General features: G+C 46.9%; 20 protein-coding genes. 2 read left to right on the top strand and 18 right to left on the bottom strand.

All coding sequences use genetic code 11. The annotated features are described in order from the left end of the window. Positions 1-136: 136 nt before the first annotated feature. The 6 genes from KQI_RS0106205 to araA all read right to left on the bottom strand — a co-directional run bounded on the left by KQI_RS0106205 (position 137) and on the right by araA (position 7,204). The gene (locus tag KQI_RS0106205; protein ID WP_029390041.1) at positions 137-1,603 is read right to left on the bottom strand and encodes an efflux RND transporter periplasmic adaptor subunit; all 1,467 of its coding nucleotides are present in this window, start codon (positions 1,601-1,603) and stop codon (positions 137-139) included. A 71-nt stretch (positions 1,604-1,674) separates the two neighbouring features. Further along, positions 1,675-3,192 carry a DHA2 family efflux MFS transporter permease subunit gene (locus tag KQI_RS0106200; RefSeq protein WP_010345883.1) on the bottom strand — a complete coding sequence of 506 codons (1,518 nt, stop codon included), beginning with the start codon at positions 3,190-3,192 and terminating at the stop codon, positions 1,675-1,677. A 15-nt stretch (positions 3,193-3,207) separates the two neighbouring features. Continuing rightward, a complete protein-coding gene (locus KQI_RS0106195; RefSeq protein ID WP_007430717.1) occupies positions 3,208-3,861 on the bottom strand; it encodes an HlyD family secretion protein in 654 nt (217 codons plus the stop codon). A gap of 357 nt (positions 3,862-4,218) precedes the next feature. After that, a complete protein-coding gene (locus KQI_RS0106190) occupies positions 4,219-5,031 on the bottom strand; it encodes a hypothetical protein (protein ID WP_010345882.1) in 813 nt (270 codons plus the stop codon). A gap of 20 nt (positions 5,032-5,051) precedes the next feature. Beyond that, complete coding sequence (locus tag KQI_RS0106185) at positions 5,052-5,510, bottom strand: flavodoxin (protein WP_039774261.1); 459 nt, start codon at positions 5,508-5,510, stop codon at positions 5,052-5,054. Positions 5,511-5,722: 212 nt separating this feature from the next. Next, positions 5,723-7,204, bottom strand: a complete 1,482-nt coding sequence (gene araA, locus KQI_RS0106180; protein ID WP_010345880.1) for an L-arabinose isomerase — start codon at positions 7,202-7,204, stop codon at positions 5,723-5,725. A 329-nt stretch (positions 7,205-7,533) separates the two neighbouring features. Here araA and KQI_RS0106175 point away from each other — a divergent pair, with 329 nt between their 5' ends. Continuing rightward, on the top strand, positions 7,534-8,397 hold the full coding sequence (locus KQI_RS0106175; protein ID WP_010345879.1) for a class I SAM-dependent methyltransferase: 864 nt from the start codon (positions 7,534-7,536) through the stop codon (positions 8,395-8,397). A gap of 8 nt (positions 8,398-8,405) precedes the next feature. After that, positions 8,406-9,152, top strand: a complete 747-nt coding sequence (locus KQI_RS0106170) for an RluA family pseudouridine synthase (protein ID WP_010345877.1) — start codon at positions 8,406-8,408, stop codon at positions 9,150-9,152. Positions 9,153-9,282: 130 nt separating this feature from the next. On the opposite strand, the gene KQI_RS0106165 is transcribed toward KQI_RS0106170, so the two are convergent. The 12 genes from KQI_RS0106165 to purT all read right to left on the bottom strand — a co-directional run bounded on the left by KQI_RS0106165 (position 9,283) and on the right by purT (position 23,508). Further along, positions 9,283-10,785 carry a DHA2 family efflux MFS transporter permease subunit gene (locus KQI_RS0106165; RefSeq protein WP_010345876.1) on the bottom strand — a complete coding sequence of 501 codons (1,503 nt, stop codon included), beginning with the start codon at positions 10,783-10,785 and terminating at the stop codon, positions 9,283-9,285. Further along, a complete protein-coding gene (locus KQI_RS0106160; RefSeq protein ID WP_010345875.1) occupies positions 10,769-11,254 on the bottom strand; it encodes a MarR family winged helix-turn-helix transcriptional regulator in 486 nt (161 codons plus the stop codon). The genes KQI_RS0106165 and KQI_RS0106160 overlap by 17 nt, the downstream gene beginning before the upstream one ends. 220 nt (positions 11,255-11,474) lie before the next feature. Further along, positions 11,475-11,945 carry a MarR family winged helix-turn-helix transcriptional regulator gene (locus tag KQI_RS0106155; protein ID WP_010345874.1) on the bottom strand — a complete coding sequence of 157 codons (471 nt, stop codon included), beginning with the start codon at positions 11,943-11,945 and terminating at the stop codon, positions 11,475-11,477. A 274-nt stretch (positions 11,946-12,219) separates the two neighbouring features. Next, complete coding sequence (gene gyrA, locus KQI_RS0106150) at positions 12,220-14,682, bottom strand: DNA gyrase subunit A (RefSeq protein WP_010345872.1); 2,463 nt, start codon at positions 14,680-14,682, stop codon at positions 12,220-12,222. Between the two features lie 22 nt (positions 14,683-14,704). Beyond that, a complete protein-coding gene (parE, locus tag KQI_RS0106145; RefSeq protein WP_010345871.1) occupies positions 14,705-16,684 on the bottom strand; it encodes a DNA topoisomerase IV subunit B in 1,980 nt (659 codons plus the stop codon). 98 nt (positions 16,685-16,782) lie between these two features. Further along, the gene (locus KQI_RS0106140) at positions 16,783-17,772 is read right to left on the bottom strand and encodes an ABC transporter permease (protein WP_010345870.1); all 990 of its coding nucleotides are present in this window, start codon (positions 17,770-17,772) and stop codon (positions 16,783-16,785) included. After that, on the bottom strand, positions 17,765-18,841 hold the full coding sequence (locus tag KQI_RS0106135) for an ABC transporter ATP-binding protein (RefSeq protein WP_010345869.1): 1,077 nt from the start codon (positions 18,839-18,841) through the stop codon (positions 17,765-17,767). The genes KQI_RS0106140 and KQI_RS0106135 overlap by 8 nt, the downstream gene beginning before the upstream one ends. After that, the gene (locus tag KQI_RS0106130) at positions 18,838-19,752 is read right to left on the bottom strand and encodes a GDSL-type esterase/lipase family protein (RefSeq protein WP_010345867.1); all 915 of its coding nucleotides are present in this window, start codon (positions 19,750-19,752) and stop codon (positions 18,838-18,840) included. Before KQI_RS0106130 ends, KQI_RS0106135 begins: the two co-directional genes overlap by 4 nt. A gap of 242 nt (positions 19,753-19,994) precedes the next feature. Further along, entirely contained in the window at positions 19,995-20,675 is a 681-nt protein-coding gene (locus KQI_RS0106125; protein ID WP_007430731.1) for a TIGR00266 family protein, read from the bottom strand. A 228-nt stretch (positions 20,676-20,903) separates the two neighbouring features. Next, positions 20,904-21,647: a CAP domain-containing protein gene (locus tag KQI_RS0106120; protein ID WP_010345865.1), complete on the bottom strand. Its 744-nt coding sequence runs from the start codon at positions 21,645-21,647 to the stop codon at positions 20,904-20,906. A 222-nt stretch (positions 21,648-21,869) separates the two neighbouring features. Next, positions 21,870-22,331 (bottom strand): GNAT family N-acetyltransferase, encoded by a 462-nt coding sequence (locus KQI_RS0106115; RefSeq protein ID WP_010345864.1) that lies wholly within the window; start codon positions 22,329-22,331, stop codon positions 21,870-21,872. Next, positions 22,324-23,508: a formate-dependent phosphoribosylglycinamide formyltransferase gene (purT, locus tag KQI_RS0106110; RefSeq protein ID WP_010345863.1), complete on the bottom strand. Its 1,185-nt coding sequence runs from the start codon at positions 23,506-23,508 to the stop codon at positions 22,324-22,326. The genes KQI_RS0106115 and purT overlap by 8 nt, the downstream gene beginning before the upstream one ends. Positions 23,509-23,570: the final 62 nt, after the last annotated feature.

Here is a 23,570-nt window from a genome sequence, read left to right as displayed (position 1 = left end):
ATGCTTTATAACATAAAAACAGGACAGACCGATAAGCTGCTGTGGTCTGTCCTGCATATACTTTCATCATAAATCTTTACTATTATATAGTACGAATATATAACACTAAAAATAATGCGTAGATTTTAGAGCCAAGTTATTGGCTGATTGTAATCGGAGAATTGTCGGATAGCAGCGCCAGGTTATTCACAATTACATTCTCATCATTGCTCAAGCCGCTGGTAATCAGTGTTTGTGAGCCTGTCGTTTGAACGGTTTTCACTTCCTTGCGTTTTGCATGGTCTCCGTTTACAACATATACATATTCTTTACCTTGATCCTTTTGAACTGCTGTGGTAGGAACAACAATGCCTTCTTGCGCATTGGCAGCGACGAAGCTGATATCAGCCAACATACCGGATTTCAATTTCATATCCGGGTTCGCTACCGAGATTTTCACAGGGTAGCCTTTGCCGCTGGCATCTAACGGGCTTACACTTTTAACTGTACCTGTTGTTACAATATTGGATGCTGCTACACGAACCTGTACCTTGTCACCCACTTTAACATTGTTGATCTGTTCAGCCGGAACATAGATCAGTGTATTGACTGTACTCAGATTGGCAATGACCAGCGCAGGAGCCTGAGCGGATACCATTTCGCCAACTTCTGCATTTTTTGTACCTACAATACCGTTAATCGGTGATGTAATTACGGTGTCGTCCTGTGCATCTTGCGCAATACTAACATTCAGTTGAGCCTGCTTGAGAGATTGCTGGCTAGACTCAATGACCGCAGTATTTTGCGATACCTTAAGCTGATTTTGCGCATTGCTATAGCCGCTGTTGGCATTACTGTAGCTGTTTTTTGCTGTATCATAGCTGTTGCGCGCTGTAGTAAGTGCCTTTTGAGCAGCTACTAACGAATCTTGAGCATTAGCTTGTGCATTTTGTGCATTTTCGTAAGCCGCTTGCGCGTTCACGACAGCTGTTTTTGCTTGTTCTAATTGAGCTTGCGTACTCGCACCTGCATCAAACAGGCTTTGTGTACGTGTCACATTTTTCTGAGCATCTGCCAAAGCTTGCCGTGTTTGTTTCACCGTATTGGCTGCCGAAGAGACACCATTTGTCGCCTGTTCTACTGCTGTAGTGGCCTGATTAATTGCACCCTGCGCCTGATTAATTGCACTTTGGGATTGAATCACACCGCTCTTGGACTGTACCACGCCAGAGTTGGCTTGAACCAAGGATGATTCGTGGGATGCTTGAGCACTGCTTACCCCGGCTGCCGCTGCTGCCGCTGCTGCACGGGCTTTGGCAACATTGTTCCGCGTATCCTTATCATCAAGTTTGAACAACACCTGACCCTTTTGAACCTCCGAGCCGATATCTACAGGCAGTTCAACCACTTTACCGCCTACTTTAGGCACGATATTCACCGTCTCCGAAGGTGTGACAGTACCTGTATAGATGTTTCCCTGTCCAATGATACCCTGCTGTGCTTGGCTGATCTTAACCGGAACAACCATCTCCTGCGCTGCTCCGCTATTACTGGAGCAGCCTGCCAACACTGCGCCGCCGAGGACCAAAGCCGCTAATGTACTTTCTACTCTCAATATTTTCATGATAATTCCCTTTCTTTCTGTCCGTGGAAATAATGTAAGCCATCCAGTCGATATTTTTGTACTTCTCATGATTAAGCTTCCGGCTGTGTCTCTGCTTTCTTCCTCTGAATAAACAAAAAGATGAGTGGAATTGTGCAAAACAGCGGTATGGATGAAATGAGGAACGTATCCCCAATTCCTCTCGATGTAGCATCCAGTGTGATTAAACTACTTATGGATGACATCCATGAGCTGCCCAGTGTCGCTTGTAGCGTATGAGCCGAGTCTTGTGTAATGGACTCGGAAATTTGCTGGGCATGAGCTGCCGAACGGCTTTGCATAATCGCGGTCAGCACCGCAATCGCCATAGATGCAGCCACGGTACGTACCAGATTGGATGCTGTAGATGCATTGGCTACCTTGCTTGGATGAACAGCGTTCATCCCGACCGTGGATAATGGCATCATACAAATACCAATTCCCAGCCCCCGTAACGCCATGACCGTTTCCAGCCAGGCATGCGAAGTATCTGGCGTAAGCTGATGAAGGTGATACGTCATAAAGCTGGTTAGCGTCAGACCTACAAGACCCAGAGGCACAATACCGAACTTATCGAACAACCGCCCGGCAATAGGCATCATCGCCGCCATGGCAATGGCCTGTGGAATGAGGATAATACCGGTATCAATCGGCGACACACGCTGAATATTTTGCAAAAATAGCGGTGTTAAGAACGTTCCTCCGTACATCCCCATCATGACCAGACTGGAGGCAATAACACTAATCGTATATTTTGAATTCTTGAATAATGAAATTTCAATTACAGCATTATCCTTGCCGCTTTCTACATAGATGAGAAAGACAAGTGCCCAGAAAGCAATAAACAGCAGGGATACGATTCCAAAAGAAGTCCAGCCATCACGCTGACCGTTTGTCAGTGCGTACAAAAGAGTTCCAGCGCAAGTTGCAGCCAGCAAAAAGCCCGGTAGATCAAACGGCTTCGGCTTTACTTTAGGCGGCTCTTTGATGAGGAGGATAACCATTAAAATGGCAAATAAAGCAACAGGCAGACTGACAATAAACAAGAAGCGCCAGTTAAACCATTCAATTAAGTAGCCGCTCAGCGTAGGTCCTACAGCTGGCGCCGCCATTGCGGCGATCCCCCATATACCAAGGGACATCCCAATTTGTTCACGCGGCATGATTTTGTAAATAATCGTCATACTCAGCGGCATAATGACACCGCCGCCCAGACCAGCCAGTACACGCGCCGCGATCAGGGAAGAATCACTCCATGCAAAAATACATACTCCTGTTCCCAGCGAGAACACGCTGAGGGCAAGTATCAAAAACTTTTTGTATCCGATACGCTGCTCCATATATCCGGTAATCGGGACGATTACGCCGGATGCAAGCGTGTAACCTGTAATAACCCACTGAATACGTGTCGTCGTTGATCCTAAATCCGTCGTCAATCGGGGAATGGCGACATTGATCAGACTGTTGTTCAGAATGGCGACAAAGGCGCCTAAAACGATAGCGAAAAAGGCAAGCCAGCGTTCTTTGGAAGAATCTGTCGAAGGAGCAGCAGCGGTTTCATTGGCAGCCACATGGACCCCTCCTTTTTAAGATGTATGAATTTTTACTTCCACGTTCGTTCCAGGAATGAGCTTCAAATCCTTTGGCTTGTTCACGGCAATTTCTACAGGCACACGTTGAGTGACCTTATTAAAGTTACCACTTGTGTTCACAGCAGGAACGAGCGAAAACACTGCATTTGAAGCCTCGCCCACTTTGCGAACCTTACCTTGAATGACCTGGTCACCTGCTGCATCCAGCGTAATATCAACAAGCTGCCCTGGTTTAATACGGTTAATATCGGTTTCTTCAATATTCGTGGACACATACAGGCTGTTCATATCAACCATAGTCGCTACAGCACTACCCGGTGTTCCGATTTCGTGCTCCTTTGAATAAATCTTAATCACAGTTCCGTTAATCGGCGCACGCAGTACAGACTTGCTAATCATACTTGCATCCAGTCCCGATACATCCTGCTCGGCAATCGGTTCATTTCGCTGCAGCACATCGCCTTCTTCCACATCAATATGGCTAATCTCTCCGGAAATTTGCGGCATCACCTTATACTGATCGGCTTGAATACGCGCATCGTCACTTTTAACAAAGTGTGTTGCCTGATACCAATAATAATAGCCAATAGCTCCGCCGCTCAGAATGAGCAGTACGATGAGAATCGGCAATACAGTTTTCTTACTCACTTGTTCCACCCCTGTTGTCCAAAAAATTTTTATTATTCAACGCTAATATTTTAAAATTGAAATATTAGGCCATTAAACCAAATTTAGAACGTAAAATACGCATGGCTACATACCATGCAAAAAGACAGGACTTATTCTATGTACATAGGAAAAGCCGATCTATGCTCACAACCCGTCTTCTTCATATTTAAATATTTTCATATAAATATCGTACATTGAAATATTATAGATATATTTATCTATTCAGGCAATACAAATTTTCATTTTTTTCATAAATTTTTTTCACAAAAAAGAACCTTGTCTCCAAGGCCCTTCACGAAATAAAATAATTCGAATTTTAAGTATTTTCCAAGCACACTAAGAGAAAAGCACAGGCCCAAATGACCGTTCTTTGCAATTTTTGGACTCCTGCTCCTCTTTTTTGTTCTTGGCGGTTCCATGATCTCGGGATCGTGGCTGTCCCATGCAATTTCCGCAATGGCAGCGTGCTATGCTCCTATGCACATCGTCTCTGGAATCACGCAAAAGCTGTACGTAATCCAAAGATTGCTGTAAAGAAGCGGGCCCTGGAATAAAGCGAACCTTCTTGCCTTCCAGCAGACAATATACCTCAATAAGCTGTGGTAGCGCTCCAAATGCATAATGACAAAATACATTCGTCAAATGTTGAAATGTATGAATGACATTAGGATTATAGTCCACCATATACTTTTGAATCAGTAAGGAATCGGCTCCGGCTGATAGCTGCCAGGCAACCTGAACAATCAGCGAAATATCGACCTTGAGTTCAGGCACTGGCGTACAAAATTGTTCATACAGCATCACTGGCGTGAGCAGGTCCTTGTTTAAGGCACATATTTTAGACAGCTCGCCTGACACTTTATTTTTGATGTCCCAATAGTGGAACAACGATTCAAAGCCGTTTGCCTGCCTGGGCCACCATTTCTCCAGCACATACTGGACGGGGACTTCCCGCCGCACCTCTACTTCCATTCCAAAGTATTCGTTCAGCGCATGCCCTACCGCATATTGAACCCGCTGCCGCCAATTCCAGCCCTCACGCCCGCGTTTGGCCTGTGACGGATGGATTGGCTGCGGCGTTCTCCACATCTCCTCAAGCTGATAGTCGTGCAGAAGAGGATAACCGCTTAAGCTATCGCTATTACGCATACCTATCCCTCACTCTCATCTCAGGACACTCCAATACCCGCCTGTGCAAATTGTCTTCCATAGGCCCGGCAATTTTCCTTGTCATCATCCAATGGGTTGAATTCAATCTTCAGGCTCTCCTGAATCACTGAAGCGCCGCGTTCTTTAACTTTTTCTTCCACCAAATCAACCGCACCACAGAATTGCTCATAAGAAGTATCTCCACTGCCAAATACAGCCGTCTTTTTGCCTGACAGATCAAGTTCGTCCATTTCCTCGTAAAAATCTAAAAATTCATCAGGAAGCTCACCATCTCCCCAAGTATATACACCCAGCAGGAAACCATCATAATCGAGCAATTCCTGCGCGTTGCAATCATATGAAGCCTTTAATTCTGCCTCATGGCCTGCTTGGCGAACGCCCTCGGCAATCAATTCCGCAATTTCTTCAGTATTACCTGTCAAACTGGCATAAGCAATCAAAATTTTACTCAAGTTCATCCCTCACCTTTACTTGAAATATGGGATGCTTTCATTCCCTATTACTCAAATAATATTTGATAATGATTCTCATTGTCAAATGTTAATTTCGAACAAAGCTTTTATCTATGCTAAAAACATACGCAAAACAGCCGCATCACATGCGGCTGTTTGCTGATCCAACCTATGAATAAGCAGCTTTTATAAGGAGCCTGCTTATTTATCGTTTTTACTTATTTGTTGCGCCAGTACAACTCATTCCATTGCAGCTCCTGACGGAACTGGCGAATATTCGTGTTGTTATCAATAACAACAGCTTCTATGCCTGTCAGTTCAGCATAATCCAGCAATTGCTCAGTGGTTACAGCATAGGACAATACCGTATGATGTGCTCCCCCTGCATGAATCCATGCTTCTGCGGATACTTCGAGCGAAGGCTCTGGCTTCCACAAAACGCTGGCTACAGGCAGCTTAGGCATATTATTTTTGTTTTCCACAGCCTGAATTTGGTTAATGATCAGACGGAAACGGCCTTTCAGTTCAATAATGGACGCTACAAGTGCGTTACCTGGTTTACCTTCAAAAATAAGACGAGCCGGGTCGGCTTTACCGCCAATACCCAATGGTTGAACATCAATACGCGGTTTGTTTACAGCAATGGTAGGACACACCTCCAGCATATGTGATCCCATAATTAGTTCATTACCTGCTGCTAGATGGTAGGTATAGTCTTCCATAAAGGAAGTATCCACATTGTTAGCCATCAGCTTCATCAGGCGCGTCAATGCTGCTGTTTTCCAGTCACCTTCACCGCCAAAGCCGTAGCCTTGAGCCATCAAACGTTGAGCAGCCAAACCAGGCAGTTGCTTCAGTCCATGCAAATCCTCGAATGTTGTGGTAAAGGCTCCGAAGTCTCCAGCCTCCAAAAACTTCTTCATGCCTAATTCAATACGAGCCTGTTCCAGAATGGAATCACGAACTGCTCCTGGCTGCTTCGCTGCTGCAGACAATTCATACAGTTCATTGTATTCTTCGAACAATGCACTGATTTCGCCTTCCGTCACGTTATTAACGATTTCAACCAGATCACCCACGCCGTAGCCGTTGATCGACCAGCCTAATTGGGCTTGAGCCGTTACTTTGTTACCATCGGTAACTGCAACTTCACGCATATTATCACCAAAACGTGCTACTTTGAGGTTTTGGCTTTCGCTATAAGCAGCCGCTGTGGACATCCAGCTGCCAATACGTTTTTGAACTCCTTCTTCCTCCCAATAGCCAACAACCACTTTGCGCGCTACACCCAAACGGGCACCGATAAAGCCAAATTCGCGGTCACCATGTGCGGATTGATTCAGGTTCATAAAATCCATGTCGATACTATCCCAAGGGATATCACGGTTAAATTGAGTGTGCAGATGCAGCAAAGGCTTCGCCAAACGAGTCAAGCCGGCAATCCACATCTTCGCTGGAGAAAACGTATGCATCCAGGTAATAATCCCTGCACACAGGTCATCCCCATTCGCATCAATAATCAAACGACGGATTGAGTCGGAATTCGTCAGTACAGGTTTCAATACAACTTCAAACGGCAGATGACCACTACGGTTCAATCCTTCTACAATTTTGCGGGAATGCTCTTGTACCTGATCAAGCGTTTCGGGTCCATACAAATGCTGGCTTCCTGTAGCAAACCAAAATTTAAACGGTTTCATAATTCAAAATTCCTCCTGTCAGGAAATAAGTATAATTGCAGCAGTGTCATAAAAAAAATTATTATGTACGTACAATCCATTCCATTTTTCATTAATGTACTGAAAAATGGAATAGTTGTACGTACAAGTGGGATTGACTTCATTTTAATATGGAAGCGCTCTAATTACAAGTACATCTGAAAAAAATATTTTTGTTCTGTCCTCCGCCCTGCTACTTTGATGGAATCATTCGATTGTTGTTAAGCTTTGTTGTACAATAGACTCCATATGGGGATTTTGTGCAGCGTGCTGCCGGGATCCTGAAATGACTGCTGAAGGATGGATTGTACATGTATGTAGCACAAGGATGGAAAGACTATGAAGTTATGGATACAGGCGGTGGCGAAAAGCTGGAGCGCTGGGGCGATATTGTCCTGCGTCGTCCCGATCCGCAAATTATATGGCCTTTGACCCAGGAAACAGCCGAATGGCGCAATGTTCATGGGCATTACCACCGCAGCTCTTCCGGAGGCGGCCAATGGGACATGAAAAAGCCTATCCCTGAGCGCTGGACGATCAGCTACGGACCGCTTAAATTCCACATTAAACCGACCAGTTTCAAGCATACCGGTCTTTTTCCGGAGCAGGCAGCGAACTGGAGCTGGATGATGGATAAAATCAAAGGGGCAGGCAGACCGATATCCGTACTGAACCTGTTTGCCTACACAGGGGGAGCCACTACTGCCGCAGCGTATGCCGGAGCGAGCGTAGTGCACGTGGACGCTGCCAAAGGCATGGTACAGTGGGCGAAGGAAAATGTACATTTGTCCGGCTTGGCTGACCGTCCGGTACGCTTTATTACGGATGACGTATTTAAGTTCGTGCAACGGGAACAGCGCAGAGGCAACCGTTATGATGCGATTATTATGGACCCTCCTTCTTACGGACGCGGACCAAACGGAGAAACCTGGAAGCTTGAAGAAAGCCTGTATCCGTTTCTGGAATCCTGCATGAGCATCATCTCGGATCAACCGTTGTTTGTGCTGATCAACTCCTATACCACCGGTATTTCCCCTACCGTACTGCATAACATGCTGAGCATGACCATGCAACAAAAATACGGCGGGCAAATTAGCGCTGGTGAAATCGGATTACCAATCACGCGTTCTGGATTGAATTTACCTTGCGGTATTCTCGGACGCTGGGAGGCTTAATTCCCTTTATGACTCCAGATGAACTTACCCGACACGGGCATGCAGAGCCAAATATTCCTGTTTTATATGAGGACAATCATGTTTTGGCGGTTGTAAAGCCCGTCAATGTTCCGACACAAGAGGATGCCAGCGGAGATCCTGATCTGCTGTCGTTGCTCAAGGAAGACCTTAAAATCAGACACAATAAGCCTGGCAACGTTTTTTTGGGTCTGGTTCACAGACTGGATCGCCCTGTAGGCGGAGCCATGATCTTTGCCAAGACATCCAAAGCTGCTTCGCGGCTGTCAGAGTCGGTTCGAGGTCGTCATTTTCGCAAAATGTATACAGCCGTCCTGAATGGTGTTCCCACAGCTCCGCAAGGTCGTCTGACCCATTACCTGCTAAAGGATAGCCGCACGAACACCGTTCAAGCTGTTCGGCCCGGTACGGCTGGTGCCAAGGAAGCTATTTTGGAGTATCGCGTGCTTGGGCAAGTAGATGGGCTCAGTCTGGTCCAGATTCAACTGCATACCGGACGCTCGCACCAGATTCGTGTGCAAATGCAGGCGATCGGCTGTCCTCTCTACGGAGATCAAAAATATGGCGGCAGCCTGAGCCGCCCCGGTCAACAGCTCGCACTCTGGTCCTTGCTTGCCGGAGCACCGCATCCAGTCAGCAAAGAGGATATGAGCTTTCACTCGCTGCCTCCCGCCCAATTTCCGTGGAGCGAGTGGCCTGTGTCGCTCTATGAGAGCATGATTATGCCTGAAAATTAAGCGGACAAGCCCTGTTCCATGTAGCTTTTGATATCGTCAATCAATACGCAAGAATAACCCGCAGTGCATGTATCAAACAAACATGCACTGCGGGTTATTTTGTGCGGAAAATTTTTCAGTACTCTCCTCCTTATGACGAGGAAACCACGGTTTGTCCTTGCTTGCTGTTCACCAGTTGTTGACGTGGTTGAGTGTTTTGAGCATTCGTGTTTTTGATGAAAAACGCTAAAATCAGAGCTGTCACACTCAGCAGAGTTGCAATGATAAAGGCCGAGTTAATACCATAAATCGTAGCCTGATTGCCTGCTGCCAGCATCTCCGCTTTGTTCGTAACGTTGAGTCCTTCGGATGCAACCATCGTTGTCAGACGGTTGCTGGTTTGGGTCGACATCACCGTCACCAGAATTGCCGTCCCTATGGAGCCGGAAATCATACGCAGCGTGTTACTCATCGCCGTACCATGCGCATTTAATCGTTGCGGAAGCTGATTCAAGCCGGCTGTCTGGATCGGCATCATCAGCAATGACATCCCAAACATCCGTACCGTGTAATTTATTAACAGTGTCAAATAGGTGGTTGATTCGGTCAACCGTGTAAACTCCCAAGTTGTCACAACCATAATCAACAAGCCGATGACAGACAACCAGCGCGCTCCGATTCGGTCAAAGATCACTCCCGTCACCGGAGACATAATCCCCATTAGAATCGCTCCCGGCAACATGAGCATACCGGACTGGAGCGGCGAAAAACCGCGAATATTTTGCAAATAAATCGGCAGCAATATCATACCAGCGTACAAAGCCATCGTCACAATAACATTAATAATCGTCGTCAAGCTGAACACATCGTATTTAAAAATACGGAACTCCAGCATCGGTTCATCAACCTTCAGTTGGCGGGCAATAAACAGGATAAGCGCAATCGTCCCAACGATAAGCGTAGACAAAACCGGGACACTTCCCCAGCCTGATGTTCCCGCATCACTAAAGCCATATAACAATCCGCCAAACCCGAGTGTAGATAGAATGATGCTCGGAATATCCAGCTTAGGCTTAGACTGCTCCGTTACATTTTTCAGAAAAACAGCCCCAATGATCACCGAAATGATTGAAATCGGCAAAATAATCCAGAATAATACCCGCCAATCATAATTTTGAACAATATAACCTGATAGGGTTGGTCCAATGGCTGGGGCAAAGCCCATCGCAATCCCGAGTGTGCCCATCGCCCTTCCACGGCGCTCTATCGGAAAGATGTTCAAGATAACGACCATCATTAAAGGCATCATAATGCCTGCACCTGCGGCCTGAATAAGCCGTCCAATCAGCAGAATACTAAAACTTGGTGCTATAGCACACAACAGCGTACCTATTGAAAAAATAATCATCGCACTAATAAACAATTTGCGGGTGGAGAAACGGGCAATCAAAAATGCGGTCACCGGGATCAACACTCCGTTCACGAGCATAAAACCCGTGCTAAGCCACTGGGCCACGTTGGCATCTACATTCAGATCGTTCATCATTTTGGGTAGAGCCACACTAATTAATGTCTGGTTTAAAATGGCGACAAACGCGCCAATCAACAGAGCGGCCACAATCGGCGCCCTGCGCACGTTACCTGGTAGTGTCATTTGAGGACTGCTCAAGTTGATTCATTCCCTTCGATGTCAGTTTCATAATCATTTGCTTGTGGATATCCAGAACCATGTCCAGCTGCTCCTTTGGAATGTCTAAAATAGGCAGGATGCGTTCCATCCACATCACATCCACTTTTTGCATAGTATCTTTTCCTTTGGGCGTCAGGGACAGCACCAATGATCTGCGATCATGCTCATCTCGTTCACGAGCGACATACCCGGCTTTCGCCAGACGATCAATCACGCCGCTCATGGAGCTGTGCCCCATACGGGCGATGTCCGCCAGCTCAGATAACCCAATGCTGGGCCGTTTATTCAAAACAGACAGCACCAAATGCTGAATGGCAGTCAGATCCAAATGCCGTTCTTCATTCCAGAAGGCGTGAAATATCGTTTTGTTAACCTCTCTGATCGACTGAATAATCCGGTACACCTCAAGTCTTTCCTTCTCTCTGTCCTCCATTGGAACCATCCTTCTTCCCATTTCCCATTACACTTCATATACATAATCAAGCAACTATTCGCATACAAAATGTTATTAAGTTATAACTAATTTTATCACTTTCTATGTATATGTCAACTTTAACCCAATGACCGCCTGTTTGTAGTACAAAAAATGCGGATAGAAATGCCCTCATGGACATTTCTATCCGCACGATCGTAATTGCTATTAGAGATGTGTGTTACTCTGCTTGCTCGATTTGTTCCTTTTCTCCCGCTGCCTCACTTGTCGATACTGAAGTTTTCGTCTTTGTTGTGATTTTACCCAACAAATAGACCAGCAAATTTTGATTATGCTGAGAAATCCGGTTTAGTGCGGAGCCCAAAAAATCATCACGGATCTGCAAACCGCGTTCCGCCTCTTCTCTACCTTGATCTGATATGACAATCCATACAATTCTGCGGTCCTTTACGTCTCTAAAACGGGTGACCAGTCGATTCCGCTCCATTCGATCCAGCAGCATTGTAATCGCCGCAGGGGTGGTGGCCAGATACGGGATCAATTGAGACGGCTTCATGCGGCCGTATTCGTTCAGAACCTCCAGCACCGTGAGCTGAGCCTCAGTTAGTGATGGAGCCAACTGCTGCTCCATATGAGCCTTGTAATCCTTAGCCATTCTGGACCAGATTTTCGCAAATTCGATCGTTTGCATTTTGCCTCACTCCTTTGAATAACAGGATCGGTAAAAAAACAAAGTTACCGCATCGGCCACCGTCCGGATTGTATTTCATCACATTAAATTTTCGCCACTTCCCCCTGGTTTCCTGCTGTTTTTGGGGCATTCATTGAAAACGGGAAGGAAGTCTCACTCCGGTTTTGGAGGCTTTTCAAGGTTCGACAGCATGACGGCAAAAAGGTCCTCATTCGTGCCGGATTGGCACGTGAGGACCTCTCTTTTTCGAGCTAAACAGCGCTTGACTTCACAATTATTCTACGGACTGTGAAGTCTGCGGCTCACTATGCTGCAGCACGTTCACAATTTCGTCTTTCTTTTCCACAGGAGCGAGCAGCTTACCCGTATCCTTACGGTCGGCTAGCGGAGCTTTTTCTGAAAGGAACGACAACATTTGTCCTTCTGAAGTGATGACCTGCAACTGAATAGCTTCACGGCAATAGAAGGCAGCCACGATTCGAGTTCCATTCGAACGTACCCGCTTGCCTTCCTTGAATTCGAAGGTGGCGATTCCTTTACCGCCTCTTCCCTGAGAAGGATAATCGAGCAGAAGTGTACGCTTGCCATAACCGGATTCGGTTAGCACCAGCACCTCTCCTTCATCCTCTTCCACCCACAGCGCTGCCACAATTTCATCGCCTTCCGCCAGTTGTATCCCTTTGACACCAGCCGAAACGCGGCCCATGGCATTAACCTCTTGCTCCTTGAAGCGTATGCTCATCCCCGCACGGGTAATCAGCATGATATCCTTGGTATTGTCGCTTAACGTTACTGATACGATCTCATCGTCCCCTACCACCTTGCAGGCGGCTACGGCACTGGAGCGCTTTGTAGCATATTCTGTCAGTTCTGTTCGCTTGACTTGCCCTTTTTTGGTTAAAAACACCAGACTTTTGCCGATTTCCTCCATGTTTTTGACCGGAATAACGCTTACGATACGATCTTCCTTCGATAGCGAAATAACATTGACAATCGGAGTGCCTGGCTCCTTCCACTTATACTCAGGTATCTGATGTACAGGCAGCAAAAAGTATTGTCCACGCTGGGTGAAGACGAGCAGTACATCCAGTGTGTTCACATCAAGGAATTGGGTAATATAGTCTCCTTCTTTAACACCGGAATTGGAACGCTCCCCGCCGGACCGAGTGAACGACAGCATACTTGTACGCTTCACATAGCCATCTTTCGAGAGGGTCAGCAGCACGTCCTCTGCCGCAACCATGACCTCCAGATTCACCTTAATCTCTTCTACCTCACCCTGTATCTCGGAACGACGATCCATACCGTACTTTTCACGAATTTCGAGAAGTTCCTTGCGGATCAGACTGATCAGCTTGCGGTCACTTTCCAGAATAGAGCGGTATTGAGCGATTTTTTTCTGAATGTCAGCCAGCTCTTTTTCGAGAGTGGTAATTTCAAGATTTGTAAGACGGTACAATTGCAAGGTCAAGATCGAATCCGCCTGACGTTCGCTAAAGCCAAACATCCATTGCAAATTATTTTGCGCATCCTGGCGATTTTTAGAAGCTTTAATAGCCGCGATGACTTCATCCAGAATGTTCAGCGCCTTGACCAAACCTTCCAGTACATGGGCGCGATCCTCCGCCTTTTCCAGCTCGTATTGGATACGGTTTGTAACAACCTCACGTTGATGAGCGATATACGCTTCCAAAATGGACTTTAATCCAAGCTGGTGCGGCGCTTTATTCACAATAGCAACCATATTGAAATTATATGCCACCTGGAGATCGGTTTTTTTCAGCAGATACGCCAAAATCCCTTCCGCATCAGCTTCCTTCTTCAGTTCCACAACAATACGCAGGCCATTTCGCCCACTCTCGTCACGAACCTCGGCAATTCCTTCCACCTTTTTCTCCAGACGGATATTCTCCATTGCGGTTACAAGTCTGGATTTGACAATCTGGTAAGGAATCTCTGTAATGACCAGTTGCTGCTTACCTCCACGCAAGGATTGAATTTCCGTCTTGGAACGGATATAAATACGTCCTTTGCCTGTTCTGTAAGCCTCCTTGATGCCTTCGCCACCCATAATCAGTCCGCCAGTGGGGAAATCCGGACCCTTAATAAAGGTCATAATCTCTTCCAGCTCAATCTCCGGCTTTTCCATCACTGCGATGGTGGCGTCAATGACCTCACGCAAACTATGCGTTGGTATCTCGGTTGCAAATCCCGCTGAAATCCCGCTGGAGCCGTTCACCAGCAGATTCGGGTAACGGGATGGCAGCACAACAGGTTCCTTTGCCGAGTTATCAAAGTTATCCTTGAACAAAACCGTACGTTTTTCGATATCACGCAGCATTTCCATTGCGATCGGAGACAAGCGCGCCTCCGTGTAACGCATAGCTGCCGCAGGATCGTCGTCCTGGGAACCCCAGTTGCCGTGACCATCCACCAGTACGTGGCTCATTTTCCAAGGCTGCGCCATCCGTACCATCCCATCGTAAATAGATGAATCACCGTGAGGATGGTAATTACCCATAACGTCCCCAACGGTTTTGGCGGATTTACGATATGCTTTTTCCGGTGTATTCCCCGAATCGTACATCGAGTACAGAATCCGGCGTTGCACGGGCTTTAATCCGTCCCGTACATCAGGTATCGCCCGATCCTGAATTATATATTTGGAATATCGGCCGAAGCGGTCACCGACCATTTCCTCCAAATTCGCTGGCAAAAATTGCTCCGATAAGCTCATGTCTACACCTCATTTAATAACACTACTCTACGTATTCCGTGAAATCCACGTTTTCCACGATCCAGCGCTTGCGCGGATCCACCTTATCACCCATCAATGTGGACACACGGCGTTCAGCCTTGGCAGCATCCTCAATCTGAACGCGCAACAGGGTGCGTGACTCGGGATTCATTGTCGTTTCCCATAACTGATCAGGGTTCATCTCCCCGAGTCCTTTATAGCGTTGAAGCTCAAAATTCCGTCCAAATTCTTTCAAGTAATTTTCAAGCTGCTCATCAGTCCATGCATAGCGTACGGTTTCGAGCTTACCCGACTTGCGAGTTATTTTATACAATGGCGGCTGAGCAATATATATGCGTCCTGCGTCTATGAGCTCTTTCATGTACCGATAAAAAAACGTCAACAGCAGCACTTGAATATGCGCGCCATCCGTATCAGCATCGGTCATAATGATGATTTTTGAATAATTGCTGTCTTCCAGCGAAAACTCGGTTCCTACCCCCGCACCAATCGCTGCTGTAATAGCACGGTACTCATCATTTTTCATAATATCCGCCAGTTTGGATTTCTCCGGATTCATCGGCTTGCCCTTTAACGGCAAAATAGCCTGAATTTTGGAATCCCGTCCCTGTTTGGCCGAGCCCCCGGCCGAGTCACCTTCCACGATAAACAGCTCATTGCGTGTAAAATCCTTGGACTGCGCAGGCGACAGCTTGCCGTTCAGATTCGAGCTTTCACTACGCTTCTTGCCTGAACGCATTTCGTCCCGGGCCTTACGTGCAGCCTCGCGCGCTCTGGAGGCCTGAATGGCCTTCTTGATCAAGGTCTGCGCGATCTGCGGATTCTCTTCCAGAAAACGCTGCATCTGCTCAGATACGATGGCATCCACCGTACTCCGTGCCGAAGCACTGCCCAGTTGGTCCTTGGTCTGACCGACAAATTCAACCTCAGCCATCTTGACACTGATGACAGCCATCATGCCCTCACGCAGATCATTGCCCTCCAGATTTTTATCCTTTTCCTTCAGCATCACGGTTCGGCGTGCATAATCATTCATGACCCGAGTGTAAGCGGTTTTGAATCCTGTCTCATGCGTCCCCCCACCCCGTGTCGGAATAGAGTTAACAAACGAAGCAATCGTCTCTGTATAACCCGCATTATACTGAATGGCAATTTCCACTTCAATGTCTTCTTTTTCAGCACTAAAGTGAATAACATCATGCAGAACATCCTTGCCCTCATTCAGAAAAGCAACAAACTGGCTTGCTCCACCCTCATAATAATATTCATCTGACTTCCCGCTGCGTTCGTCTTTAAGCTGAATACGAAGTCCCGAATTCAGAAAAGCAATTTCCTGAAGACGCTCAGCCAGCGTATCGTAGTTAAAGTGAATGCCTGCCTGGAAAACGCGAATATCCGGTTTAAATGTAATTTTCGTGCCTGTCTTGTTGGTATTGCCCAGCACTTCAAGGCCTGTGGTCGGTTCCCCTACATGCTCCACGCCCTTCTTGTCCTGCCAATATTCAAACCGCTGACGGTGAATCTTGCCGTCCCGGTAAATTTCCACTTCAAGCCATTCCGAAAGAGCGTTCGTTACAGACGCACCCACACCGTGCAGACCTCCGGACTTTTTGTATCCCGAACCGCCAAATTTACCTCCGGCGTGCAAAATGGTGAATACAACCTGAGGCGTCGGAATTCCCGTTTTGTGCATTCCAGTCGGAATACCGCGCCCGTTGTCTGTTACCGTAACAGAACCGTCCTTATGCATTGTGATATCAATGCGAGAGCAAAACTTGGCGAGATGTTCATCCACCGCGTTGTCTACAATTTCCCATACCAAATGATGCAGCCCCGAAGAGCTGGTACTCCCAATGTACATGCCCGGCCGTTTGCGTACTGCCACAAGCCCTTCGAGCACTTGAATGTCGTCCGCGCCATATTCTAAAGCTCCGTTCTGAGTGCCGGACGCTTCCGCAGACAAGTCGATTTTGTCGACCATTCATGCTCCCCCTTTGTCTAATCATAACCGTGTTTTGCCTTATTTCTGATGATTTTCACCAGAAATGCAAACAGATGTTTTCTTTTACCTTGTCCATTTTAATTCAATATATCCCGTTTCGTAAAGACGGCGAATGAAACAATCAACGCCACTCCCCCCCAAATGCCCAGCACAGTTAAAGAAAACGGCAAGGTCATCCCCTCAATCGGAGCGGGGCTTCCAGATAAATAATCGGTTAATTCGAGGTTAACCATAAATAAATATTTTGCGCTCTGCCAAGATGAAGCCATATTCGTTAAAATAGTGCCCGAAATAAGTGCAGCCATCATGACCACGATACTAGCCGCCGTACTACGTACCAGAACAGATACCATAAAGGCCAGCGATGCCACCACGAGACTGACAAACCAGATCAAGCCGGCTTGCAGCATTAAATAATACCATTGTGGAATTGCATGAACCGCAGATACATCCACCGCCGAGCCAACAATTTGGAAGCCGGTAAATACAGGCACATTGAAACCGCGATAGCCAAAAAACAAGCCTGAGATGAGGTAACTAATCACGAATACACTCAAAATGATGAGCGAAACAAACATATACAGTGTCAGCAGCTTGCTCAGCAGTATTTTCCACCGCCTGACAGGACGGGTCAGCAGCATTTTTATCGTGCCTGTCGTCCGTTCTCCTGAAACCAGGTCCGAGGCAATCGCCATAATCAGCAATGGAACAAACAGATTAATGGAATTATCCATAAACTCTCTGGTAAAGGTTACGCCACTTGGCTCATTTGGATTCACGTCATTTTCGAGATAATATTGCATCTGCTGGACAAAAACCCGCCGATAGGTCTTCCATTCCTCGGGAACCCGGTCGCTGCCAAGCGAGTTTTGGTTATCGGTAATCGCCTGACGCAACTCCAGCCGCCAATCATTGCCGAATTTCTCACGATTATTTTCTGCTACTTTCAATTGAGCGTACGTAAAAATCGGCACTAACACAAGCAAAACAAGTAAAATGACATAAAATCGTTTCTTCTTGATAATTTTCAGAGTTTCATTTTGTATGAGCGGTAAAATGTTATTCAAGTATCTCACCTTCCGTCATTTTCAGGAATAGCTGCTCCAGTGTAGGGTTGATTTTGGTTACACCTTTAACGGAAATACCGGAAGCTGTCATTTGTGCAACTAGCTCCGCAATATGCTCTTCATCCATTTCTGTAAAAATGGCCTTGTCTCCGCTGGCAGCAACAATGCTGTCATCAATTAATTCATCGGCATTTGTAATGATTTTCACAAATGGGGACTTTTGCAATAGGGCCAATCCCTGATCAAAAGGTTCCAATTGCCACACGGCCATACGCGAATGCGTTTCGACTAATTCCCGCACACCACCGACAGCCAGCACCTTTCCCCGACTAATAATAGCCACTCGATCACATAATAACTGGATTTCGCTGAGCAAATGACTGGAAACAAACACTGCCATGCCCTCGGAAGCGAGCAGACGGATAAAAGCTCTCATTTCCTTAATTCCCTTGGGGTCCAGGCCATTCGTCGGTTCATCCAAAATAAGCAGCTTCGGTCTGCCAAGCAGGGCTTGAGCTATGCCAAGACGCTGGCGCATCCCCAGTGAATACGTACTTACCTTATCATGGATACGACGGTCAAGACGAACCAGCTCAACTACCTCGCGGATACGCTGTTCGTCTACATCAGGCTGCATGCGGGCAAAATGCTCCAGGTTCTCCCAACCTGTCAAATAGCTGTATACCTCTGGATTTTCTACGATCGAGCCGATATGCCGTAAAGCCTGCTCCGGATCACGGTTCACATTGTGGCCGCATACCGTAATCGTCCCTTCCGTAGGCTTAATTAAGTCGACCAGCATACGAATCGTCGTCGTTTTTCCGGCGCCATTCGGGCCGAGAAAACCAAAAATCTCACCCGCACGAACGTCGAATGTTACATCATGAATAATCATTTTACGTTTGATACGTTTCTTGACGTGTTGAACAGAGAGAACCGTTTCGTTGTCGCTTCTGTCTTGGTCTACGCTGCCAAGCTGGCTCGTGGAATGGAAGCTGGACGCTGTATCGGCAGATGTCGAATCCTGCGTTGCTTCTGCTCCGGTCTTGTCGACAGGTTGGATGCTCATTCCTTGTTCCCTCCCTTCGTCACTTCAGCCGGCTGGCTGTTGGCAGGTTGTTGCTCACGATCTGCATGATTGGTATCCTTCGTCGCTGCAACTGCAAATCCCTGTGCTATCCGTTCAGCGATCGCTTGATAGCCCTGTCCGTTGGGATGAAAATGATCTGATGACAAATAGACTGGAAGATTTTGCTGGAATAAATCGAAAGTTGGAATCAGCGTCATATTACTGTTTTGGTTGGTAATCGCCATGGCTGCCAAATTCCATTCTGTTACAACAAGGTTGCCGGGCACCTTCATTTCAGGCAGGTCACTAAATGGATTATACAGTCCGACATAGATAATTTTAGCTTTCGGATTGATTTTCCCAACTTTGGTCAGGGCTTTTTGCAGACGTTTGGAGGCTTCAGGCAAGGCTTTGCGCAAACTGCTAAGTGTAGGCGGCTCTTTACCAGTCTGGGCAGCCTGTGCACCCTGAAATAAATCATTGCCACCAATCGAGACAATAATAACGTTAGCCTTCTTTAGCACATAAGACACACCAGGCTCATCCAGCTTGGCTAATAGTCCTTGAGTCGTCAGTCCATTGATCCCCAGATTGTTGATGAGCTGCGCCTTATGACCTTCCTGACCATTTAACAAGCTCACCGATCGACGCACAAAACCACTGCCGGAGTCATCCCCCGTTCCCTTGGCCAGCGAATCGCCAATGGCAGCTACCCGAAACTCTCCCGTCTGAGTAGTAACAGATGGCGCAGCTGGTGTCTGCGATGAACCAGTATTTACAGGTGGAGTGCTAACCATCGGCTCTGGAGCCGTGATACTTCGCACTGCGGCGATAAATCCGTATAATAATAGCAGTGTAGCGGCGATGGAAATGGAACCGACAGACCGCCATATCCATTTTGATGAATTCACTCGTGTTCCCTCCTGATAGCTTAGTTAAATAAACATAAAGCTTCTCATATCATTTTGCAAATAAACCGTTCTGGGATTCATGAAGCACACCTGTGAAAAAAAGAAAAGAACATAATTTGAGCTTCGATTGTGTGAAACTTTTGTGAATATCATATATTATTTTTCCCAAGTATGTAAAAAAAAGAATGGCGAATTGCCATCCTTATACGATGCCTACTTGTTTACGCGGTAAAGCTGGAAAACTATTTGCTATCAGGTATAAAACTCTTGATCCATTGTCCAAAACTGCCCGGATTCCGGCTCTGGATCAACACCGTTCCTTCACCGCGAAACCGGCATACAAGCGCTTCTCCACTCGTTACGCTGGACAACCAGCCTTTCGATGCTTTCTCAATTTTATAATCCATATAGTCTGGCCATGCCACCAGATGAGCATTATCAATAATGCGCTCCTCTCCGGGCGCAACATACAGCGGATAAATAGCTCCATAAGAGGACAGAAACACCGTACCCCGACCACTGATTTCAACGATAAAAAAGCCTTCGCCAGAAAATAGTCCTTTCATCAGGTTTTGCATTTTGGTACTGACCTCGATGCCTTCTGTACACGCCAGAAAACCATCCTTTTGCACCAACAGCCTGTATGAGCCGTCCAGCTCCACAGCTTGTACATCTCCTATACTGGCTGGGGCGAGCAGCACTTCTGCCGGCCCCCGAGCTGCCCTCAGCTCTTGAAAAAAGAATTTTTCCCCGCTCAGCATCCGCCCCAAACCACGCAACAGTCCACCATCCACTGTTCCTTTGATGTCCACACTGGAAGACATGGAAACCATCGCTCCCATTTCCGCTTTAATGGTTTCTCCGGGGCTCAATTGCACCTTGAGCATGGCAAAGGCACCTTCATGCACGATTTCGTAGCTCAATTGTTCACCTGGCTTTCTATAAGTAGTATCTATCTATGCTGCTTGCTGCTATCATACTATATTGATGTCCTTTATGCCTGTTTTTGCATACAAGCAATGCTTCTATACTATTCGATAAATAATGACATCAAAGGCCCGCTGAACGTGTCAGCAGGCCTTTGGATTAACGCGATGTCGCTTTATATAAGTGCTACAAATGCGTCTTGCTATCGTTATTAGTTATCGTTTTTAGTTACGTGTGAACTCCTGTACCCAATATCCATTGTAGTAAGCCACACCGATTTGCGTATATTCTGGCTTCAGAATATTTTCACGGTGTCCCTGACTGTTCATCCAGTCCTTCATCACTGCTTGTGGTGTTTGTTGTCCCATTGCAATATTTTCACCCGCATACGTATAACTTACGCCGAATTTCTTCATCATATCAAATGGTGAGCCGTAGGTCGGAGACGTATGATCAAAGTAATTATTAGTACTCATATCCTTCGCTTTAGCCAAAGCCACTTCGGTAAGCTTCGCATCGGAAGTCAGTGGCTTCAGACCATTTTTGCTGCGCTCGTTGTTTACCAGCTTTACAACCTCTGCTGCAAATTGAGACTTGCTGAGCTGTGCATTCGATCCTGCGGACTGACCTGCACCTGTATTGGTGTTCTGAGCTTGATTCTGCTGCTTGTTAGCAGACTGTGAAGCGTTTTGGTTCCCCTGTTTGGTTACTTGCTTACCCGAAGAAGGATTAGCTGCTTGAGTGTTAGTGTTAGCCTTGTCCTGTCCAGAACAATCCGTTGTTGTGTTCTTCGTAATTGTCGTCGTCCCATTGGACAATTGAACGTTATATCCGTTATTTTGTAGCCACTGTTGTAGCTGCGCTGACAAATCATCAGCCGGTGCTGCTGATGCCGGAACGATGAATCCTGCGGATAAAACGGCGCTTAGACTTCCCATCACCAGTGTTTTTTTCAACATATTCTTCATTTCGTCATCTCCTTGTTGTATAAATGTTTTGGTGCATTACATGTTCGCACTGAACATGGGCGGTTACAACTTTGTAATCTTTACTCTAGCAGTATAACATGTTTCATAGAAGGATCAATGGTATAAAAGTTGGAAATAAAAATAGCCCCGCTTGGCAATAGCCAACACGGGACTGATATACGGATAATAAGACTGTATATAATTTTCGCTTTAAGCAGACAGCTATTTGAGCTTTTTGCTGAAACGGTAGCCTTGCTTCTCAAAGCCAATTCGATTGTAGAAGGCTCTGGCCTCTACCTGTTTGATGCGGTTATTCGCTCCAGTAATGAATAAATGATAGCATCCTTGCGCACGTCCCCAATCTTCACCACAAGCCACCAGACGTCTGCCAATGCCCTCGCCGCGACACTCCCCATTCACGACCAGCATGGTGATTTGTACAGCAGGATCAGGATAAGCCAAACTTTGAGCCGTATGCATGCCGATTACTCCGACAACACGACCATCCATTTCTGCAACCATCATATTCGCTTGACTGTCCTCCTGCGTTGTTCCCATAACCTCTTTCATTACGCCACAAGTCATCGGGTATCCGACTTCTCTTAGCAATCCAGTTACGGCTTCGCAATCGCCAAGCTCTACGGAACGAATTGTCAGTACTGGAATCATCACATTGTTAGACATGATTTACCTCCACTTTCAGCATATTAGCAGCCTCTTTGGCCGTCTTCCGTGCTGTCTCCACATCTCCTGCAGCGCTAAGCGCTACAGCCATCCGGCGTCCCGGCTTGGTTTCAGGCTTCCCGAACACTCGCACCTGTGTCCGGGGTAACGACAAAGCATCATCCATACCACTTATTGCGAAATCCCGCGTAGCCAATTCTGCCTTCAAGGTAGCCGAGGCCCCTGGTGTAAGCAGCGTAACTGACGACACCGGGAAACCGAGAATGGCCCGCACATGAAGCGCAAATTCCGACAAATCCTGCGTAATCATTGTTACCATTCCAGTATCATGCGGACGAGGGGATACCTCACTGAATATGACGCCATCAGCCGTTAAAAACAGCTCAACGCCAAACAAGCCGTAACCACCCAATTCATCCGTAATCGTACGTGCAATGTCCTCTGCCTCTGAAAGCTGCTTGTCCGTCATACCATGAGGTTGCCAGGATTCGACATAATCCCCGTCTTTCTGAATATGGCCAATCGGTGGGCAAAAAGTCGTGCCTGAAACCGATCTGACGGTCAATAACGTAATTTCGCTTTCAAATGGGACAAAAGCTTCAACAATGACACGTGTTGTTTTGGCACGTGCGCCTTCCAGCGCCGTATTCCAGCAGTCTTCTGCATCTTCAGGTGTCCGGCATACAGACTGTCCTTTACCTGACGAGCTCATCAAGGGCTTAACCACGCAGGGCGTTCCAAGCTCATGAACCGCTGACCGCAACTGCTCAAAATCATCTGCAAAGCGGTAGGCGGCGGTCGGAAGTTGCAACTTCTCGGCGGCAAGCCTGCGAATGCCCTCCCGGTCCATTGTAAGACGGGCGGCCCGGGCTGTTGGTACTACGTGAAATCCCTCTTGCTCCAATTCTTCCAAAGCACCCGTAGCAATAGCTTCGATTTCAGGTACAATTATGTCGGGCTTTTCCTTGCGAATTAGTGCCTTCAACGTCTCAGCATCCTGCATATCCAGACAGTGAGAACGATGGGCCACCTGCATTGCTGGAGCCAATTCATACCGGTCTACAGCAATACACTCCACGCCAAGCCGCTGAGCTTCAATAATGACTTCTTTTCCCAATTCTCCGCTGCCCAGCAGCAGCATCTTCTTAGCGTTGGCAGAAAAAGGAGCACCCCACATCTTGAACTCTTCCCCCTCTGACGATATTGCTCTGATCTCTTTTCATCTTTATTTTCAGGGTT

This window comes from Paenibacillus peoriae KCTC 3763, from assembly GCF_000236805.1.
In the GTDB taxonomy this organism is placed as follows: Bacteria; Bacillota; Bacilli; order Paenibacillales; family Paenibacillaceae; genus Paenibacillus; species Paenibacillus peoriae.
Note: the sequence above shows the minus strand (reverse complement) of the source record. Positions and strands in the feature narration are given on the sequence as shown.

Excerpts from the sequence above, each read along its gene's own strand:
- KQI_RS0106185 (WP_039774261.1), bottom strand. The coding sequence starts at position 5,510 with ATGAACTTGAGTAAAATTTTGATTGCTTATGCCAGTTTGACAGGTAAT.
- purT (WP_010345863.1), bottom strand. The coding sequence starts at position 23,508 with ATGTGGGGTGCTCCTTTTTCTGCCAACGCTAAGAAGATGCTGCTGCTG.
- KQI_RS0106170 (WP_010345877.1), top strand. The coding sequence starts at position 8,406 with ATGACTCCAGATGAACTTACCCGACACGGGCATGCAGAGCCAAATATT.
- KQI_RS0106205 (WP_029390041.1), bottom strand. The coding sequence starts at position 1,603 with ATGAAAATATTGAGAGTAGAAAGTACATTAGCGGCTTTGGTCCTCGGC.
- KQI_RS0106135 (WP_010345869.1), bottom strand. The coding sequence starts at position 18,841 with ATGAGCATCCAACCTGTCGACAAGACCGGAGCAGAAGCAACGCAGGAT.
- araA (WP_010345880.1), bottom strand. The coding sequence starts at position 7,204 with ATGAAACCGTTTAAATTTTGGTTTGCTACAGGAAGCCAGCATTTGTAT.
- KQI_RS0106175 (WP_010345879.1), top strand. The coding sequence starts at position 7,534 with ATGTATGTAGCACAAGGATGGAAAGACTATGAAGTTATGGATACAGGC.
- KQI_RS0106120 (WP_010345865.1), bottom strand. The coding sequence starts at position 21,647 with ATGAAGAATATGTTGAAAAAAACACTGGTGATGGGAAGTCTAAGCGCC.
- parE (WP_010345871.1), bottom strand. The coding sequence starts at position 16,684 with ATGGTCGACAAAATCGACTTGTCTGCGGAAGCGTCCGGCACTCAGAAC.
- KQI_RS0106190 (WP_010345882.1), bottom strand. The coding sequence starts at position 5,031 with ATGCGTAATAGCGATAGCTTAAGCGGTTATCCTCTTCTGCACGACTAT.
- KQI_RS0106165 (WP_010345876.1), bottom strand. The coding sequence starts at position 10,785 with ATGACACTACCAGGTAACGTGCGCAGGGCGCCGATTGTGGCCGCTCTG.
- KQI_RS0106115 (WP_010345864.1), bottom strand. The coding sequence starts at position 22,331 with ATGTCTAACAATGTGATGATTCCAGTACTGACAATTCGTTCCGTAGAG.
- KQI_RS0106160 (WP_010345875.1), bottom strand. The coding sequence starts at position 11,254 with ATGGAGGACAGAGAGAAGGAAAGACTTGAGGTGTACCGGATTATTCAG.
- KQI_RS0106155 (WP_010345874.1), bottom strand. The coding sequence starts at position 11,945 with ATGCAAACGATCGAATTTGCGAAAATCTGGTCCAGAATGGCTAAGGAT.
- gyrA (WP_010345872.1), bottom strand. The coding sequence starts at position 14,682 with ATGAGCTTATCGGAGCAATTTTTGCCAGCGAATTTGGAGGAAATGGTC.